Source organism: Myxococcales bacterium, from assembly GCA_016699535.1.
Lineage (GTDB): Bacteria > Myxococcota_A > Polyangia > Polyangiales.
This window is the reverse complement of sequence record CP064980.1, coordinates 2,690,748-2,707,694: the sequence shown is the minus strand read 5'-3', so window position 1 is coordinate 2,707,694 and position 16,947 is coordinate 2,690,748. Positions and strand designations below refer to the sequence as shown.

Annotated in this window: 18 protein-coding genes; 9 read left to right on the top strand and 9 right to left on the bottom strand. The window is 51.2% G+C overall.

Features of this window, described 5'->3' with window-relative positions; translation table 11 throughout:
• Nucleotides 1–3: 3 nt before the first annotated feature.
• The 4 genes from IPJ88_12835 to IPJ88_12820 all read right to left on the bottom strand — a co-directional run bounded on the left by IPJ88_12835 (nt 4) and on the right by IPJ88_12820 (nt 2,902).
• Nucleotides 4–699, bottom strand: coding sequence for a hypothetical protein (locus tag IPJ88_12835; GenBank protein QQR89094.1), 696 nt, complete (start codon nt 697–699; stop codon nt 4–6).
• Nucleotides 696–1,169: a hypothetical protein gene (locus tag IPJ88_12830; protein ID QQR89093.1), complete on the bottom strand. Its 474-nt coding sequence runs from the start codon at nt 1,167–1,169 to the stop codon at nt 696–698. The genes IPJ88_12835 and IPJ88_12830 overlap by 4 nt, the downstream gene beginning before the upstream one ends.
• Nucleotides 1,129–1,716, bottom strand: a complete 588-nt coding sequence (locus IPJ88_12825) for a hypothetical protein (protein QQR89092.1) — start codon at nt 1,714–1,716, stop codon at nt 1,129–1,131. The genes IPJ88_12830 and IPJ88_12825 overlap by 41 nt, the downstream gene beginning before the upstream one ends.
• A 178-nt stretch (nt 1,717–1,894) precedes the next feature.
• Nucleotides 1,895–2,902, bottom strand: a complete 1,008-nt coding sequence (locus IPJ88_12820; GenBank protein QQR89091.1) for an aspartate-semialdehyde dehydrogenase — start codon at nt 2,900–2,902, stop codon at nt 1,895–1,897.
• 206 nt (nt 2,903–3,108) lie between these two features.
• Here IPJ88_12820 and IPJ88_12815 point away from each other — a divergent pair, with 206 nt between their 5' ends.
• The 3 genes from IPJ88_12815 (at nt 3,109) to IPJ88_12805 (ending at nt 6,828) form a co-directional block, all read left to right on the top strand.
• Entirely contained in the window at nt 3,109–5,400 is a 2,292-nt protein-coding gene (locus IPJ88_12815; protein QQR89090.1) for a nitrite/sulfite reductase, read from the top strand.
• Nucleotides 5,390–5,968, top strand: a complete 579-nt coding sequence (locus IPJ88_12810; protein ID QQR89089.1) for a hypothetical protein — start codon at nt 5,390–5,392, stop codon at nt 5,966–5,968. The genes IPJ88_12815 and IPJ88_12810 overlap by 11 nt, the downstream gene beginning before the upstream one ends.
• Nucleotides 5,969–6,294: 326 nt before the next feature.
• Nucleotides 6,295–6,828 carry a hypothetical protein gene (locus tag IPJ88_12805; GenBank protein QQR89088.1) on the top strand — a complete coding sequence of 178 codons (534 nt, stop codon included), beginning with the start codon at nt 6,295–6,297 and terminating at the stop codon, nt 6,826–6,828.
• 108 nt (nt 6,829–6,936) lie between these two features.
• Here the strand turns inward: IPJ88_12805 and groL are convergent, their stop codons facing one another.
• Together groL and groES are read right to left on the bottom strand one after the other, a co-directional pair.
• Complete coding sequence (gene groL, locus IPJ88_12800; GenBank protein ID QQR89087.1) at nt 6,937–8,583, bottom strand: chaperonin GroEL; 1,647 nt, start codon at nt 8,581–8,583, stop codon at nt 6,937–6,939.
• A gap of 21 nt (nt 8,584–8,604) precedes the next feature.
• Entirely contained in the window at nt 8,605–8,895 is a 291-nt protein-coding gene (gene groES / locus IPJ88_12795; GenBank protein QQR89086.1) for a co-chaperone GroES, read from the bottom strand.
• A 296-nt stretch (nt 8,896–9,191) separates the two neighbouring features.
• Between groES and IPJ88_12790 the strand changes: the two genes are divergently transcribed.
• Together IPJ88_12790 and IPJ88_12785 are read left to right on the top strand one after the other, a co-directional pair.
• Complete coding sequence (locus IPJ88_12790; GenBank protein QQR89085.1) at nt 9,192–9,788, top strand: hypothetical protein; 597 nt, start codon at nt 9,192–9,194, stop codon at nt 9,786–9,788.
• A complete protein-coding gene (locus IPJ88_12785; GenBank protein QQR89084.1) occupies nt 9,785–10,438 on the top strand; it encodes a hypothetical protein in 654 nt (217 codons plus the stop codon). The genes IPJ88_12790 and IPJ88_12785 overlap by 4 nt, the downstream gene beginning before the upstream one ends.
• 7 nt (nt 10,439–10,445) lie before the next feature.
• Here the strand turns inward: IPJ88_12785 and IPJ88_12780 are convergent, their stop codons facing one another.
• Nucleotides 10,446–10,691: a DNA-directed RNA polymerase subunit omega gene (locus tag IPJ88_12780; protein QQR89083.1), complete on the bottom strand. Its 246-nt coding sequence runs from the start codon at nt 10,689–10,691 to the stop codon at nt 10,446–10,448.
• Between the two features lie 203 nt (nt 10,692–10,894).
• Here IPJ88_12780 and IPJ88_12775 point away from each other — a divergent pair, with 203 nt between their 5' ends.
• Together IPJ88_12775 and IPJ88_12770 are read left to right on the top strand one after the other, a co-directional pair.
• Entirely contained in the window at nt 10,895–12,427 is a 1,533-nt protein-coding gene (locus tag IPJ88_12775; GenBank protein QQR89082.1) for an FHA domain-containing protein, read from the top strand.
• A gap of 88 nt (nt 12,428–12,515) precedes the next feature.
• Nucleotides 12,516–13,478: an acetyl-CoA carboxylase carboxyltransferase subunit alpha gene (locus IPJ88_12770; GenBank protein ID QQR92037.1), complete on the top strand. Its 963-nt coding sequence runs from the start codon at nt 12,516–12,518 to the stop codon at nt 13,476–13,478.
• A gap of 26 nt (nt 13,479–13,504) precedes the next feature.
• On the opposite strand, the gene IPJ88_12765 is transcribed toward IPJ88_12770, so the two are convergent.
• Nucleotides 13,505–14,218 (bottom strand): hypothetical protein, encoded by a 714-nt coding sequence (locus IPJ88_12765; protein ID QQR89081.1) that lies wholly within the window; start codon nt 14,216–14,218, stop codon nt 13,505–13,507.
• A gap of 111 nt (nt 14,219–14,329) precedes the next feature.
• Between IPJ88_12765 and IPJ88_12760 the strand changes: the two genes are divergently transcribed.
• Nucleotides 14,330–15,268, top strand: coding sequence for an NTP transferase domain-containing protein (locus IPJ88_12760; protein QQR89080.1), 939 nt, complete (start codon nt 14,330–14,332; stop codon nt 15,266–15,268).
• Between the two features lie 29 nt (nt 15,269–15,297).
• On the opposite strand, the gene IPJ88_12755 is transcribed toward IPJ88_12760, so the two are convergent.
• Nucleotides 15,298–16,119: a Stp1/IreP family PP2C-type Ser/Thr phosphatase gene (locus tag IPJ88_12755; protein ID QQR89079.1), complete on the bottom strand. Its 822-nt coding sequence runs from the start codon at nt 16,117–16,119 to the stop codon at nt 15,298–15,300.
• A 117-nt stretch (nt 16,120–16,236) separates the two neighbouring features.
• Between IPJ88_12755 and IPJ88_12750 the strand changes: the two genes are divergently transcribed.
• A complete protein-coding gene (locus tag IPJ88_12750; protein QQR89078.1) occupies nt 16,237–16,944 on the top strand; it encodes a uracil-DNA glycosylase in 708 nt (235 codons plus the stop codon).
• Nucleotides 16,945–16,947 lie beyond the last annotated feature (3 nt).

Sequence of the window (16,947 nt, the reverse complement as noted above, 5' to 3'; positions counted from 1 at the left end):
GCCCTAGAAAGTAGCGCCAAGGCCAATAGCCCAGGACGTATCGGAAAGGTCCACGTTGGAATTCGGTTTTTTTCCAGTCGTTGTGCCGAAGAGTTCAAAAAACAGAAAGGTGTGATTGATGCCCCATTCTTCATCCAAAGAGCGTGCAGAACTCGGCTCCAAAAAATCGAGATAAAGATCCGCTTGCAAAGCCCAGCGAAAGCCTCCGGAATAACCATTGGCGACATTGTTGTTGCCAGTGTTCATGTCCCAAAACGCCAGTTCTCCACCAAGCTTGCCGACAAACACAAAGGGCACATTAAGTTCGCGCCAAAGCACATCCACGCGAAGCACTGCCATGACGCTAAGCGGAACCACGTTCAGAGACGTCTTTTCGCTGATGGCCACTCCCGCTGGATTGAGGCTTGAGCCTGCAAAGTTCGCATAGCCAAGGCCAAATCCAAGACCCAACAAACCAAAGTAGGGAATTCGCATAGGATAGACATCGAACTCCAGACCTAAGAGTGGTCCGCTATCACTGATGTTGTTGTCCCAAACCGACCCGCCAACAGCCGGATTGTACGAACCTCCCTTTAGCTCAAGCCCAAAGCGCTCCGCGCTTTCGAACTTTTTGTTTGGATTTAGCTCAGGCTCCCAGCTTTGTGCATGAGCACCGGCTGCCACAAAGAAGATCAACGCCCCCAAGCAGATGCTTTTCATGAACGCCTCCTACGGAAAAAAAGAAGGGCTCCAAGCACCGACAGAAGCGCTACCGACGATGACGACAGTCCCCGCTGAAATGAACAGCTTTCAAGCTTACAGTCGGCCGGGTCTTGCCCTTGTCCTTCGCACAAGCTTTCATAAATACCAACCGACTCCTGCCGCGTCACACAGGCCACGTTTGATAGCGTACTTACGTTGCCCGCAAAATCGTACGCTGCCACTGCGATGGCTGCTTTCTGTCCAAATTCAGGAATCATCTCGGAAACATCTAAAGAATAGCTTGTCGCTGTATTGCTCGTTTGATCGCGAATATACAAGCCGGTAGCTTCCGCGCTTGGAGGAGCTTCACCCTCAATCAAGCGCTCGCTCGTGCAACTTTGTCCATCGGCGTAATCGACGTAAATGAAATGTCCACGAAGATCACTTTTATCCGAGTTGCTCCCAATTGAGACCCACCGCGGTATCACCGCTTGCGTCCTGTAAACTACTTGGGTTACCAGGAGGATCAACGTCGATTCTAAAGTTTAAGGTAGCATACGAATTGGCATCCACTGCATCGTACTCATTGGTGTCAATGGCTAGGATATAGAGGACACCTTCCGTGTTGTCACACGCGCCGCGCAAAGCATCAGCCGGAATAATAAAGTCCTCTTTCGTGGACGAACCGTTGATGCTCAAGTCCGACAGCCCTTCAACGAGGTGGCATTTGGGTTGCGTCGTGTTGGAATTTCGATTTTCTACATCGTTACACGGAATGCCTGAGCTACCTGTCCATACCGATAAACTGTTTTTGTCAGTGGGTATGTTTCGAACCACAAACGTCAGATTCGTACCGCTTGTGCACTCAGCAAGGCTTATCGGATTATTCAGGGGGTCAAGCGTGGTCGTGCCGCCCGTGCGCCCTTCAATAGCGGTCACCTTCACTGTCATCTGCGCCATGCCAAGCGCAGGAAAGGCCACAACGGCGAGTAACCCGAGGAACGATGCTCGGCCCATTCGAGAAATAAAAGTCATGCGTCGCTAGTAGCAAAGATTGGGCCAAAATTCACCGTCAAAAAAAGCCTGTAATCAACGATCCAACCCATCCACATTCGACAATTTGTCAAAACTCAGGCGCTTTCCCCACAAAAGCAAGACAAAGCGTCAACCAAAGCCCATGTAGCCGGTCAGGCACGTTTGACAATCCTAGCTGCTAAAGAAACAATCCTTCAGCAATCTGAACAGCATTGAGCGCGGCTCCTTTTCGGATGTTATCGCCTACGATCCACAGCTGCACCCCGCCAGGATTCCCGATATCATCTCGAATTCTGCCCACAAGAACGGGATCTTTTCCGGCCACATCCCGCGGAGCAGGGTAGAGCCCCTTGGCTATATCATCGATCACTTCGACTCCAGGTGCAGCTTCGAGCAAAGCCCGAACCTCTTTGGCGCTTGTAGGACTGCGGGTCATCAACGTGACAGCTTCGCTATGTCCCGTTTCCACCGGCACCCGCACTGCGGTCGGAGAGACTTGAATGCTCTGGTCCCCGAGAATCTTTTTAGTCTCATTAACAAGCTTGGTTTCTTCTTCGTGATAGCCCGTTTCAAGATCGTATTTCCATTTCATCAGCAAGTTGCCCGCCAGAATATCACCAATGCTGCCCGGCTCGGGCGTCTTGCCTTGTGACCAAGCTGCTGTTTGTTTGTAAAGATCCTGAACGGCATTAACGCCTGCACCACTGGCAGCTTGGTAGGTCGCTACTACAATACGCTCGATACCAAAGACATCGTGAATCGGTTTTAACGCCACAAGCATTTGCATGGTTGAGCAGTTCGGATTGGCAATGATGCCCTTTGGATGGTGCTTTGCCGCCTCGATATTCACCTCTGCGACACATAAAGGCACTTCTGGATCCATGCGCCAAGCCGAGGAGTTATCAATCACCACAGCACCCTTGCTTGCAGCAATCGGCGCCCACTCACGCGAGACCGCACCGCCTGCTGAAAAAATTGCGATATCAACGCCTTCAAAAACTTGCGGAGCAATCGCCTTAACCTCAACTTCACCATCGCCAAATTGCACACGTTTGCCGGCACTGCGCTTCGATGCGACGGCAACGAGGCGCTTAATCGGAAACTTACGTTCATGCAAAATCGAGAGCATGGTCTGGCCGACTAGGCCGGTTGCTCCCACCACAGCGACTGTAAAACTCTTATCCATATTCACAGCTCCTTAATTTCCAAGCTCTCCAAAGTCAAACAAGCAACGCGGCGCAACAAATTCTCACTATTTCAGTCAAGAACAGGAAAACCATAACCCGTTGTTATTGCCACGTTTTACAGGACTTCGCCTATACCTGAGTTGACAACCCGGGAATAGTCCTTCATAACCCTGGGAACCACACCATCAATATTAAGCAAGGTTTTATGACGGAACTTAGTTGGAAAAGCAGGCTTGCCGCAAGCATTCCCAAAGACATGGCAGAGGAAATCGACGTTTTTGAAACGCAGATTGAGCTTCGTAAGCAAGGAAAAATCGAAGAAAAGCTTTTTGCCGAAGCGCGTTTGCGCCGAGGTGTCTACGGACAGCGCTACGATAATGGCAAGCGGCACAATGGTGAAAGTTCTCAGGCAATTAATTTTCCATGCGGCGAGCTAACGAAGGGCCCTGACACCGTCTGGGACGCTCCCGGGATGGAACGCATTAAGATTCCTTACGGCAGACTTACCAACGATCAACTTGATGTGCTTGCTGAAGTGGCCGAAGAGTATTCCGACGCTATTTTGCACGTCACGACAAGACAAGACATTCAGCTTCATTTCGTGCACATTGAAGATACACCCGACATGATGCGGCGCCTTGCCGTTGTGGGCATCACCACGCGCGAAGCTTGCGGCAACAGTGTGCGCAATATCACCGCTTGTCCTTACGCGGGCGTATGCAATACCGAAAGCTTTGACGTACGCAGCTATGCCAACGCGCTCACCCGCTTTTTGCTCGGACATCCTGATGTCCAAGATTTCGGACGCAAGTTTAAAATCGCTTTTTCCGGTTGCAAAGATCACGCTTGTGGCTTGGTCAACATTCACGACCTTGGTGTGGTGGCGAAAAAACGCATCGTCAATGGCAACGAAGAGCGCGGCTTTGAGTTTTACGTTGGCGGAGGCCTAGGGTCTGTGCCTCAGCACGCCAAACTCTTTGATGAGTTTTTGCCTGAAAAAGAGCTACTGCCGATGACGCAGGCGGTGTGTCGTGTATTTGCTCGGCTTGGTGAGAAAAACAACCGTGCGCGCGCACGAATTAAGTTTCTCATATCAAAGCTCGGCATCGACGAGTTTCGCAAGCTGGTCCTCGAGGAGCGAAAAACAATTCCGGCCGATCCCCGCTGGCATGCGTTGCTGGAGGACAAACACACTCTTGATGGTGTTGGCCTGTACGAGGAAAAGCCTTTGCGTCCAGGCAAGGTTCTTGTAGACGGCAACTTCTCTGACGCTTTCAAACGCTGGCGCGCAACAAACATTCGAAAACAGGCGCAAGACGGTTATGTCGTAGCTACCGTTCGTCTGCCGCTTGGCGATTTCACCTCGGATCAAGCACGCGTACTTGCTGATTTGGCACGCCGCCATACAGGCGATACCTGGTGCACCACCGTTGAGCAGAACTTAGCGTTGCGTTGGCTGCCAGAAGCTGATTTGCCAGAGTTTTTTGAAGCGCTGCAGAAAGTTGGCCTTGATGCCGCAGGAGCAAGCAGCATCGAAGACGTCACCTCGTGCCCTGGCACCGATACCTGCAAGCTTGGTATTTCAGCATCGCGTGGCCTTGCCGCAGCTCTGAGCAAACACATCAACGACAGAATCGCTCGCGCCGAGCTCAAAGACCCGGTCAAAGATCTGCGTATTAAATGTAGTGGCTGTTTTAACTCTTGCGGACAGCACCACATCGCCGATTTGGGCTTTTTGGGAGTATCCCGCAATGTTAAGGGTCGCCGCGTCCCGCATTTTCAAGTTGTGCTCGGCGGACAATGGGCCAATAACGGTGGATCTTATGGTCTTGCTATTGGCGCCGTCCCGGCCAAAAGCATTCCCAAAACAGTGGACCTACTTACCGACACTTATCTTGCCGAGCGAGAGGGCGATGAAAACTTTCAAGCCTGGATCAGTCGAAAAGGCAAAACCGAAATACGCGGGCTCTTAAAAGAGCTTATGATTGTTCCCGAGTACGACCACGACCGAAGCTACTATACCGACTGGGGTGACCCGAGGGAATATACAATTGGTGACATTGGAGTAGGGGAGTGCGCTGGTGAAATCGTCCCCTTGGCCATGTTTGGTCTTGCAGCAAGTGAACGTCAGGTATTTGAAGCTCAAGTCGAACTCGACAAAGGCAACCATCAACTTTCGCTTGAAAAATCCTTTCGAGCGATGCTCGATGCCGCTAAAGCATTAGTTCAAATCGAAAACATCGACATTACGGACGAGCCAGAACATATTCTGAGCGAATTCCGCACGCGCTTTCATGACACCGGGCTCTTTAACGATCCTTACGCGGGCGCTAAGTTCGCAAACTACCTTTTTGCCGCCGAAAAGCGACACAAGACTTCCGCCAATCAAGAACTCGCACATCAGTCCGTCGAAGAAGCGCAGCTCTTCATTGAAGCAGCTCATGCTTGCTACGACCGCATCAGCCAAAACCAAGCAGGACAATACCGTGGCAACTGACTCTTACATGATTAACCTCAAGTTCTTTATCGAGAACGACGACTCACTGGACCATGAGAACTTCATTCGCGTCTTTCACGAATGGATCAAGCAAGGAAGCCTTGATGACGTGCTCATCGACGTAGCCGATTACCGTCACGTGCATCATGGCCCAGGCGTGATGCTCATTGCCCACTATGCCAACCTCGGCCTCGACCAGCAGGATGGCAAAACGGGACTCCTTTATCATGCCAAGCGTGACGTTGCGGGGAGCCTGTCCGAGCAGTTACACAGAGCCTTCGCTTACACCCTCAAAGCCGCTGAGCAACTTGAGACCGAATCGTGCTTCAACGGACAGCTAAAATTTCAAAGCGATTCGTTTTTGCTGCGCGTGCACAATCGCCTGCAAATCGGGACAGAAACCGAAAAAGCCCAGGACCAGCTTAACGAAGCGCTTAAGGATGTTTTTCCCGCGCTGGACTGGACACTTGATCGGACCAGGCAGGAAAAAGGCCCCCTTGCTTTTACCGCTTCAAACGCGCCATCCACCGATAGCGTCAAAAAGCTCCTAGAACACCTGAGCCCATAAAAACCCCATATCCAGGATGAAGTTGATTCCCGCGTTAGGAATGGGTACATCTCTGGTGTAATGTCCACGAAACCCTCGGCAAAAGCACCTAGCCCTCGGCAAAAGCGAGCCAGCGGTCAATCTCTTTCAGCACTGGAAGCACGCTTTTACGAACAATCAAAGGAAAACCGATGGTTGCACGAGGAACTTAAACGTTATCAAAAGTTGCTCAAAGATTCTTACAGCTGCGTGCCCGACCAAACTCGACACTCAACGCTCAGGCCTTTTTTGATCTTGGCGCGGCAAAAACAAGCTGGAAACGCGAAATAAGCTTCTTGCACGGGGAAGTGGCCGGCCTGCGATCAAGACTTGCCGAAATCAGCCAAGCCGTCTCATCTTCCAAACAACAAGCGCTGCTTCAAGAGTGCATCCATATTGCTAAAAGCGCATTCACAGAGCTCGATGAACTTGCAAAGCAACCTTTGCCCGAATCGCTTAGACTGCGCAATCCACTTTCAGAACCACCCATCCAGGAAGGTGCTGACTTAAGTGAAATTGGCATCAAAGCCTTGCGTTTGGCGCTGGATGAATCCAAGCATACCGAACATGATCTCAAAGCCGAACTTGACGCCCTTAAAGAGCAAGTCGATGCAGAACAACGGCAAGCGAACAACCGCGAAATCATCATGAAATCCATGGCAGCTCAGCTGGAAATTCGCGACCAACGCATACGTGCCCTTGAAGCAAGCGTCGCCAGTCCCGAAGCTCTTCGCGATTCGATTGAGATACGTACCCTTGAAGAATCATTGCTTACTTTGCAGGAGCAGGTCGTCGAGCTATCCGAAGAGCTCGAAGCGATTCGTCAAGCATACGAAAACTAACCGTTGAGCAGACCGCAGCCTTACTAAAAGCCAGCGTTTGCTTTAAAGAAAAAACGCCAAACTTTCCGAAGAAAGTTTGGCGTTTTTGAGCAGAACAGAGCTGCTGGATTAGAAATCCATGCCGCCCATGCCACCTGGTGCGCCACCGTGTGCATGAGGAGCTGCAGCCTTTTCATCTTTTGGGCGTTCCGCTATCAATGCCTCCGTGGTGAGCATAAGCCCTGCCACTGAAGCAGCGTTTTGAAGCGCCGTGCGAACAACCTTGGTTGGATCGATCACGCCTGCTTTAAGAAGGTCTTCGTACTTCTCGATGGCAGCGTTGAAACCATGTGTTGCTTCTTTAGCATTACGCACACGGTCAACCACAATCGAGCCTTCAAGGCCAGCGTTTGTAGCAATCTGACGAAGAGGCTCTTCGATGGCACGACGTACAATCATGGCACCAAAACGTTGCTCTTCACTAAGGTCAATCTTGTCGAGCGATGCTTGGCAACGCAAAAGCGCTGTACCACCGCCAGGCACGATACCTTCTTCAACAGCAGCACGGGTTGCGTTCAAAGCATCTTCAACACGAGCCTTCTTTTCTTTCATCTCAAATTCAGTTGCAGCGCCAACTTTGACAACGGCTACACCACCAACCAACTTCGCAAGGCGTTCTTGGAGTTTCTCGCGATCGTAGTCGCTACTGGTCTCTTCAACTTGACGACGAATGGCTTCGATACGGCCTTTGATCTCCGCCTTTTTACCAGCGCCATCCACAATCGTGGTGTTCTCTTTGTCGATAGTAATGCGCTTTGCTTTACCAAGGTCGTTGATGGTGACGCTTTCAAGCTTGATGCCAAGCTCTTCGCTCACTACCTGACCACCGGTAAGGATAGCAATGTCCTTGAGCATTTCCTTGCGACGATCACCAAAGCCAGGAGCTTTGACAGCGGCAGCATGGAAAGTTCCTCGAAGCTTGTTCACAACAAGCGTTGCAAGGGCTTCACCTTCGACATCTTCAGCAAGCACAAGCAAGGGCTTCTGCTGACGGGCAATGGCCTCAAGCACAGGAAGAAGGTCCTTCATGTTTGAGATCTTCTTCTCAGAAATAAGCACATAAGCGTCTTCAAGAACAACTTCCATGCGCTCGGGATCCGAGATGAAGTAAGGGGAAAGATAACCGCGATCGAACTGCATGCCTTCAACCACATCGAGCGTGGTCTCAAGTCCTTTAGCTTCTTCAACGGTGATCACGCCTTCTTTACCAACACGCTCCATAGCCTCAGCAATAATCTTGCCGATGGTTGCGTCGCCGTTGGCTGAGATCGAACCAACTTGAGCAATCTCTTTTGGATCTTTGGTTGGCTTCGAGAGTTTTTGCAGCTTCTCAATCACAGTCTGAACGGCTGCATCAATGCCGCGCTTAAGCTCCATGGGATTGTGTCCAGCGGCCACAAGCTTTGAGCCTTCGCGATAAAGAGCCTGTGCAAGCACAGTCGCTGTGGTGGTTCCGTCACCAGCCACGTCGGAAGTTTTCGAGGCCACTTCGCGTACCATTTGTGCGCCCATGTTCTCGAAACGGTTTTCGATTTCAATTTCCTTTGCAACAGTAACGCCATCTTTGGTGACCGTTGGAGCTCCAAAGCTCTTTTCGATGACCACGTTGCGACCCTTCGGTCCCAAAGTTACTTTGACGGCGTTTGCAAGGGTGTTTAATCCTGCCAAAATACGATCGCGTGCTGCGGTGTCGTATAAAATTTCTTTAGCTGCCATGATATAGTTCTCCTCCTAAAATTATTTCTCGATTACGCCTAAAATGTCATCCTCACGAAGAATGAGATGCTCTTCTCCAGCAATCTTCACCTCGGTGCCGCTGTACTTACCAAAAAGCACACGATCACCATTTTTGAGGTCAAGCTTACGAACAGAGCCATCCTCGAGCACTTTGCCGTTGCCTACTGCAACCACTTTGCCTTCAATGGGTTTCTCTTTTGCAGAATCAGGAATAATGATTCCGCCTTTGGTTTTAGTTTCTTCTTCTAGCCGTTTTATGATTACACGGTCTTGAAGGGGCCTGATTTTCATAACGCAAACCTCCTAAGGTCTTTCCGTCGCCAATGGACGGCATTTTTTTAGCAGTCTGTCTGCCAGACTGCTAGAGCGTGGGCAACATAACCACCTGAGGGAGGGAGTCAAGAGAAGGGCACCCTTTACTAATAAACTGTTGTTTTTATTTGAATTAAAAAACACGGGATGAGGTTATCACCGAAGATACGATCGCGTGACCTACATGTAGGCATTTTTTTCACGTGGCGATTTCGCTCGCAACATAAAATTGAGCTATACTTGATAGAGGTGACGCTTTTCAAGGAGGTCCAAGTTTGAGTTCAATCGAAGGCCACGTGAACATGCGTGCATATTTTCGCGACCGTGTGCTAGCTGCTTTGAGGCGCCAAGGCATAAAAACACACGAACGCACGGAATTTTACCTCGTTAATCTTTTAGCGGAGTTCGCGGTCCACGATGATATCGAAGAGCATCGCCATACTTTGGTTGAACTATTCGCTAAGGCCATGGAAGCCGAGGGCCCAGAGCGCCTTCGTCGCTTTAAGTCCATGGGGGATCGCGCCTTGTACCGTACGGGATTTTTCGCGGAGAACCTGACCGGACGGGGCATTACCCGCGATTACGTCATGACCATGGGAGAGAGAGCTTATTCAGCCGCAAGGCAAATTGCGCATCGCGTCAAAACGCCTCGCGAAGCTGAATTTGCGGAGACTTACGGCGAGCTGGCCAAACGTTTTGGAGCCTTTGTGCGGGTGCTCGACGACATTCGCGAAAGCACCGCGCTGCGCAGTCCGCAGGACATCGTAAAGCTCTACGAGCGCTGGCGATTAACGCGCTCGCCGATAGCGGCCGAACGACTCCGTGAGCACGGACTCTTTCCTCAGGCCTCAAAAAAGAAGCAGCTGCATTGATACTCAAGCATATCCATCAGAACTTAGCCAAGCTCTACGACCTCGATCGAAGCTTGCCTATCGAAGCTTTTTCCTGTGATGAACACACCGCTCGAGCCGCCGTAGGTGATGATATCGAACGCGGTGAAGTCGTTTGGTTTCGGGAACACGACGATGAGATTGCCATTGGGCTTTATGTTGAAAAGGAAGCGCTGGACCTGCTCGCCACCACGGAGACGTGGCAACTCGCCAATCAGTCGCATTTCCAGGCCTTCTGCCTTGCTGCAGAGGGCGTCAGCCACGTGGCTTACCTTCATCATCGAGGAAGTCGGGGACATAAAGTCTCGCTGCTCGAGCTGGAACTTCAGGCTGAAATCGATAAGTACGCTTTGGCGCTTCTGCAGGGACAAGGCGCAGGCGTGATCATGGAGCGAAGCAGGCACTTGCGTCGCCATCTATTCGAAAAAACAAGCTTTATTGACCACGAGCATTCCGAAGCCGGGGAGCGCTATCGCACCGCATCAAGGCATGCTGCAAGGCTTGCAAAGTACATTGAAGAGCACTTCGTGCATCGGGGCGCCCTTGGCGAACTGGCGACCTTTCTTAGACGTTTTTATCGCAAAAACACCCAAGGCAAACTCGAGAGCTGTCGTAAAAACTCAGTTGAGTAAGAGCGTCCTAGAGCATTGGATCGGCGGCTTTTTGTTCCGCGATATACTCTTTGGTCACTTCTTTAACCGAACGGGTAAAATAGACACGCTTGCCCGCAATTTCGCGAAGTGCTGTAACCGCCGCTCGGTTTTTACTTTGCACAAGGGCAGGTGCACCTTTGATGAGCTGGCGAGCTCGCCGGGCGGCCAGAACCACCAAAGCAAAGCGATTTTCATCATGTTTCAAACAATCTTCAACGGTTACACGTGCCATATGCCATCCTAAAACTTAGCGGGAGACGGAAACTAGCAAGCTTTAACAAGCGATGCAAGCAATTCAACGCTTGAAGAGCAAGGCATCCCAAACGAGCTCGCGCGGCGCAAGCGCCCGGCAACCCCAAACGAGCTCGCGCGGCGCAAGCGCCCGCTCGACATACTTTACGGGGGAGTGCTTGGTCGCATACCATGGGGCCTGCGATGGCGGACCTGACTATTTACGGACCTGAAGGTCCACAACGGCACAACTTGGGGGAAAACATCACCCTTGGGCGACACCCGGACAACGACATCCAGGTCCTCGATCGCATCGCTTCAAAGAACCACTGCCGCATATGGAAGGTCAAGGAAGGTTATCATCTCAAAGACCTTGATTCGCTCAACGGTACATTGGTCAATGGTAAACGGGCATCTTCCGTGGAGCTCAAAGATGGTGATGAAATCATGGTGGGCACAACCCGTATCGTGTTTTCTCACAAGGTCCAGTTCAAAGCTAAGAAACGCGTTCCGCAAGTCACCATCACACCAGGATCCATTGACAGTCATATCCATACGCGACTGGCTCCGATCAGTGAGCAACGCTTTGTATCGGAAAAACTTATTGCGAACGAAAAAGATTTACGTCGCGACTACGAAAAACTTCGTTTGGGTTACGAGCTAACCAAAGCCATCGGCCTTGAATTGGATGTCGATAAATTACTTGAAAAAGTATTGGCGCGACTCATGGAAATGTTTCCAGCCGACCGAGGCGTGGTGCTGCTCGTAGACGATGAAAGTGGCGATCTTCTGCCACGTTGCGTTCACATGCGCGATGAAAAAGCAGAGGATGAGCAGCTTACCATATCAAGCACGATCACAAACGAAGTGCTTCGTGACTCAACGGCCGTGCTCTCAAGCGATGCGACGATGGATGCACGGTTTCACGGCGCGCGTTCTGTTATTATGCAGGGGATACGCTCGTCGATGGCCGTTCCTTTGGTGCATGCCGATCATACCTTTGGTGTGATTTTGCTCGACTCGAAAGTTGCAACGAATTCGTTTCGAGAGAAAGATTTGCAGCTCTTTCAGAACGTGGCCAATCAAGCAGCTATTGCCATCCAAAACAGTTTCTACGCAAATAAAATCGAAAAAGACGCGGTCATGCGTGGTCAATTCGAGAGGCTACTGTCGCCTGCCATCGTTGAAGAAGTTATGAGCGGCGCGGTCAAGCTCGAGAAGGGCGGCCAACTCCGTGAGACGACGGTACTCTTTACAGACATTCGTGGCTTTACCAATATTGCTGAAAACCAAAGCGCTCAAGAAACGGTCACCATGCTCAATGAATATTTTGAGCTCATGGTGGAAGTCATCTTTAAGCACGAAGGAACTCTGGATAAATTTGTGGGTGATGCCATTATGGCGCTCTTCGGTGCGCCGGTAATGCACGATGACGATCCGGTACGTGCAGTGCGCACCGCAATTGAAATGCAGGGCGTGCTTGATAAATACAATGCACAACGCATCATCAAAGGACAGCGCACGGTGCGCATGGGCATTGGCATTAACACGGGCGAGGTGGTGGCCGGGTATCTTGGAAGTAGCCAGGCCCTGGAATACACCGTGATCGGCGACGTGGTTAATGTAGGCGCAAGGCTTTGCTCCGTGGCTAAAGAGGGTGAGATTATTATCAGCGAATCGGTCTACAAGGCCGTAAAGACCACGTTAAAACAAAGCCCTTGCCACCCACTCAGGTAAAAGGTAAGTCGCAGGCCTTGAAAATCTATCAAGTCGTTTGCGAAACCAACAACGAACCGTTTGAGGTCGAGCGAACGGCTAAAGTGGAATTTTAGCTGTGGCTTTTTTAGATTTTGAAAAACCTTTATACGAACTTGAAGAGCGCATCCATAAGCTCAAGAAAGTGGCAGCGTCGCATGCTGACGTTGGTGCTGACCTTGAGAAGCTAGAGCAAAAAGCGCAAAAACTGCAGAAGCGCATTTATGCCGACCTTAATGTTTGGCAAAAAGTGCAGTTGAGTCGACATCCGGACCGACCCTATTTCCGTGACTATCTCGACCGCATATTCACCGACTTTCAAGAATTGCACGGCGATCGACGTTTTAGCGATGATCCCGCGATCATCGCAGGATTCGGACGTTTCAATGATCAGCATGTTGCCATTATCGGGCAACAAAAAGGTCGCAGCACGAAACAAAAAGTCTACCGTAACTTCGGAATGGCCCACCCGGAAGGCTACCGTAAGGCCTGCCGTATTATGGAGCTGGCAAATCGTTTCAGTCGACCTATTTTTACTTTTATTGATACACCCGGAGCCTATCCAGGCATCGGAGCCGAAGAGCGCGGCCAAAGCGAAGCCATCGGTCACTCGCTTATAGTCATGGCCAGCCTTGAGGTTCCGATTATTGCGACTGTAATTGGAGAAGGGGGCTCTGGCGGCGCTTTAGCACTTGGTGTTGCTAACCGCATTCTGATGCTCGAATTCGCAACCTATAGCGTGATTACTCCAGAAGGATGTGCGTCGATTTTGTGGCGCGATGGGGCACGCGCACCAGATGCCGCCGAGCAGCTCAAACTGCGAGCACCGGAAGTACAAGGTCTTGGTTTGGTTGATGAAGTGATCACGGAGCCCGCTGGAGGAGCTCACCGAGACTTACGTGCAACCGCAACAAGTCTCAAACACTCGCTTGCTCAACACCTATCCGAGCTAAAGAAGCTCGACGCCAACGCTCTACGCGAGCAGCGCTACCAAAAATTCCGCGCCATGGGTCAGTTCGAAAACAAAGCGTAAACAAAGCGTACGCTCGGCTTTGCGCCTCAAACAGTGGCCAGAAAACGATTCAGATCCTGGATGACTTCGAGCGGAATGCCGTGCTCGCCTTCGAAGGCATGCCAACTTAGCTTCGCTCCGGCTTTGCTGAGCCTGTCCCTTAAGGTCTCAGCCACCCCGATTGGAAGAATCGGATCCCGAGTGCCATGACTTTGATACACAGGCACACCGTCCAACTTGGCAACGTGCGCATCCCATCCTTTGCCATCAATAATACTGGAAGATAGCAAGGCTAAGCCGCCCACGCGCGAATCGAGCGCTAAGGCCGAATCGAGTGCCACCATTGAACCTTGGGAAAAACCACCCAAAATAGTTTGCTCCATGCTGACTTTAAAACGAGCTTGCATCGTTTGGAAAAACGCAACCATCTGTTCGCGTAGCTCTTTCACCCCTTCAGGCAACTCGTTGCACAATGCTTCAATTGCTTTTGGGCTTGTAGCGTTAGCAAAACGTTCAAGATCAATGTGCCACCACGCTCTGGATTCCACCGGTCCGAAAATGCGCCCGAGGCTATGCGGCGCCTCTGGAAAGGCAAAGGCTGTGCCAGCAGGAGCGTAGAGCACCTGATGCAAATCGACTAAATCCGTGCCAGGCGCGCCAAAGCCATGAAACAGCACGTAGACTCTTTTTGCCGGCTCATCAGCAGAGTCGCATAAGACGTGCGTCGTAAGACCGGCCCAGTTTTGAGTTTGCTTAATCATGCACTGTTGTCTCATAAAACGCGGCAAGCGCAAAATAGCCCCAACACCGGCATTCCGGCGGGATTTTTTGCAACAGACGCTTAAGCTAGGTAGCTTCAGCGAATGCGAGCCATGGTTTTAGCTGCAGGATTTGGAACGCGTCTTAGGCCTCTTAGCGAACTATTGCCCAAACCCGTCGTCCCGGTGGCGGGGCGACCGGTCATATCTTTTGCCTTAGAAACCCTAAGCATGCACGGCATACGCGACATTGCGGTCAACAGCCATTATCTCTCGGATGAGCTACGCGAGCACATGCAAGGCTTTGTCCCGCCCGATGTGAATCTGGCCTTTTTTCACGAACAGAAGATCCTTGGCACTGCCGGCGGACTGAAGAATGCCAGGGCTTTTTTGCTGGACAGCACAGACCCAGACGATGCAATCGTCGTATTCAATGGAAAACTCGTCTATCAGCCGGATTTGAGCTCAGCCATCGCGCTGCATAAACAAAGCGGCGCTATCGCTACGATGCTGCTTCAGGCTCGCGCCGAGGGTAGCCACTACGGCGCTATCGACCTGCGAAGCGATGGCAAGGTATGCGGCATTCTTAGAAACGAAGAGCCAGTCGATCCAGCGCTAAAACGTTGCATGTTTACCGGCGTTCACATTCTCTCAAAGCAAGCGATAGAGCAGCTGCCCGACGCCGGATGCGTGATTCGCCAGGGCTATGTGCCATGGCTCGAGCGCGGAGAAACGATTGTTGGCATGCTCGATAGCAACCCATGGCATGAAGTGAGCACCCCGACGAGCTATTTTGAAGCGAACATGTCGCTGCTCGAAGATTCCGCAGCATGGCCAAGTATTCAGCTATCCGGCAGCAACATCATCGACAAACAAACCATGCCACTTTCGCGAGACATTGAACTCGACCGCTGCATCATCGGAAAGAATGTAAGCCTCACAGAAGGCATTAAACTATCGCGCTGCATTGTTTGGCCACGAAGCCAGATCAGGCAAAGCGTAACCAACAGCATTATCACGCCAAAACACAGGCTCACTATGGACCGAGAATAGAGTCCCGCCCGATCGCGGAACGAGCAATGCTAGCCGGATCCCAACCAACGTGCAGCTACAACGGTAACGTTGTCCGGGCCTCCGTGTTCGTTGGCGCGGTCGATCAATGCTTGGGTAAGTTTCTTTAGGTCCGGGTTGTTGATTGCGATATCTTTAATTTCTTCGTCCGTGACCGGCCCACTCAAGCCATCGCTACACAGGATGTACAAATCACCTGCGCGTGGCTGATCCAGAATGGTATCAACGCGCACGTTCTCTTTCATGCCAAGCGCGCGTACGATGACGTTTTTGTGCGGAAAATTCTTTATCTCTTCTTCTGAAAGTTTACGCATTTTTATGTAATCGTTCAAAAGCGAATGATCTTCGGTGAGCTGCTCAAGGTATCCATCACGCAAGCGATAAACACGCGAATCACCAACGTGACCCACATACACGCCGGATTCTCCTACCGAAATGGCCACAAGCGTCGTGCCCATACCGCGAAGCTTGGAATCCTTTTGCTGGGATTCAAAAATTCGCAAATTCGCTAACTTGATGCCAGTGATGAGTCGGTTTTCCTCGTAGCCGCGACTGCGATCCATCTTGTAAGGCCAAGTCGCTTCTGGATCGGCACTGGTTGCCTTAAAAAAATCCCGCAATGTTGCGATAGCAAGTTTGCTCGCGACCTCGCCACAGGCATGACCTCCCATACCATCTGCAACGATGTAGAGGTTGTCCTCTTCGAGAATCGCGTAATTGTCTTCGTTGTGGTTTCGTTTGATGCCAACGTTGGTATCACCCGTCACAAGCACCCTGGCATGCGATTTCACGTAGGAAGCCTCCCTTTTACTGATTATATACGGATTATTCATGCTGATCCAAATCAAAAGCTGGATTTTCCTTATCTTTATTGCTTTTGCCGGAATTAATTCGCGCCTTTCCCGGTTCACACGGCCTTTGTTTTTCGCTAATTCCTCAGCTGGGATGCAATGACACAATCCATCAAGACAAAGCCAGCGGCAGGCAGCCTTGCTGAACAAGCGCACGCACACCTACAGTGGGAAATGAGCAAGCACCGACTGCCCATGCTCTCTTTTGTCGAGCTTTTACCTACGCAACCCGCCAAAACCCAAGAGCAGCAAGGCATGAGCCAGAGTCTTGAAGAGCTCGCTAAACTGGCCGCAGAGTGCAGGGCTTGTCCTCTGCATAAAGGTCGCACGAAAAGCGTATTCGCCCGCGGTGACGATAAAGCCGATCTTTTGTTCGTGGGCGAAGGCCCCGGCTACTATGAGGACCAGCAGGGCCTTCCTTTTGTAGGAAAAGCAGGGCAGCTCCTTGATCGCATGATTAACGCAATGCGCTATGAACCCAAACAAGTCTACATATGCAACGTGGTAAAATGCAGGCCCCCTGAAAACCGAACACCGCTTCCTGACGAAAGCGCCGCCTGTTTACACTTCCTCGAAGCACAGATTAGAGCGGTTCAACCCAAAGCCATCGTGGCACTTGGCAGGTGTGCGGCACAAGCTCTTGGTGCGGTACCTGAGTCAGGCAGCGGTTGGCGTGGACGCTGGAGTCAGTGGCAGGGTATTGATATGATAGCCACGTATCATCCAGCCTATTTGCTTCGCAACCCCGAACACAAACGCATTGTCTGGCAAGACCTTCAACAAGTCATGACTCGACTTGGAAAATAACGC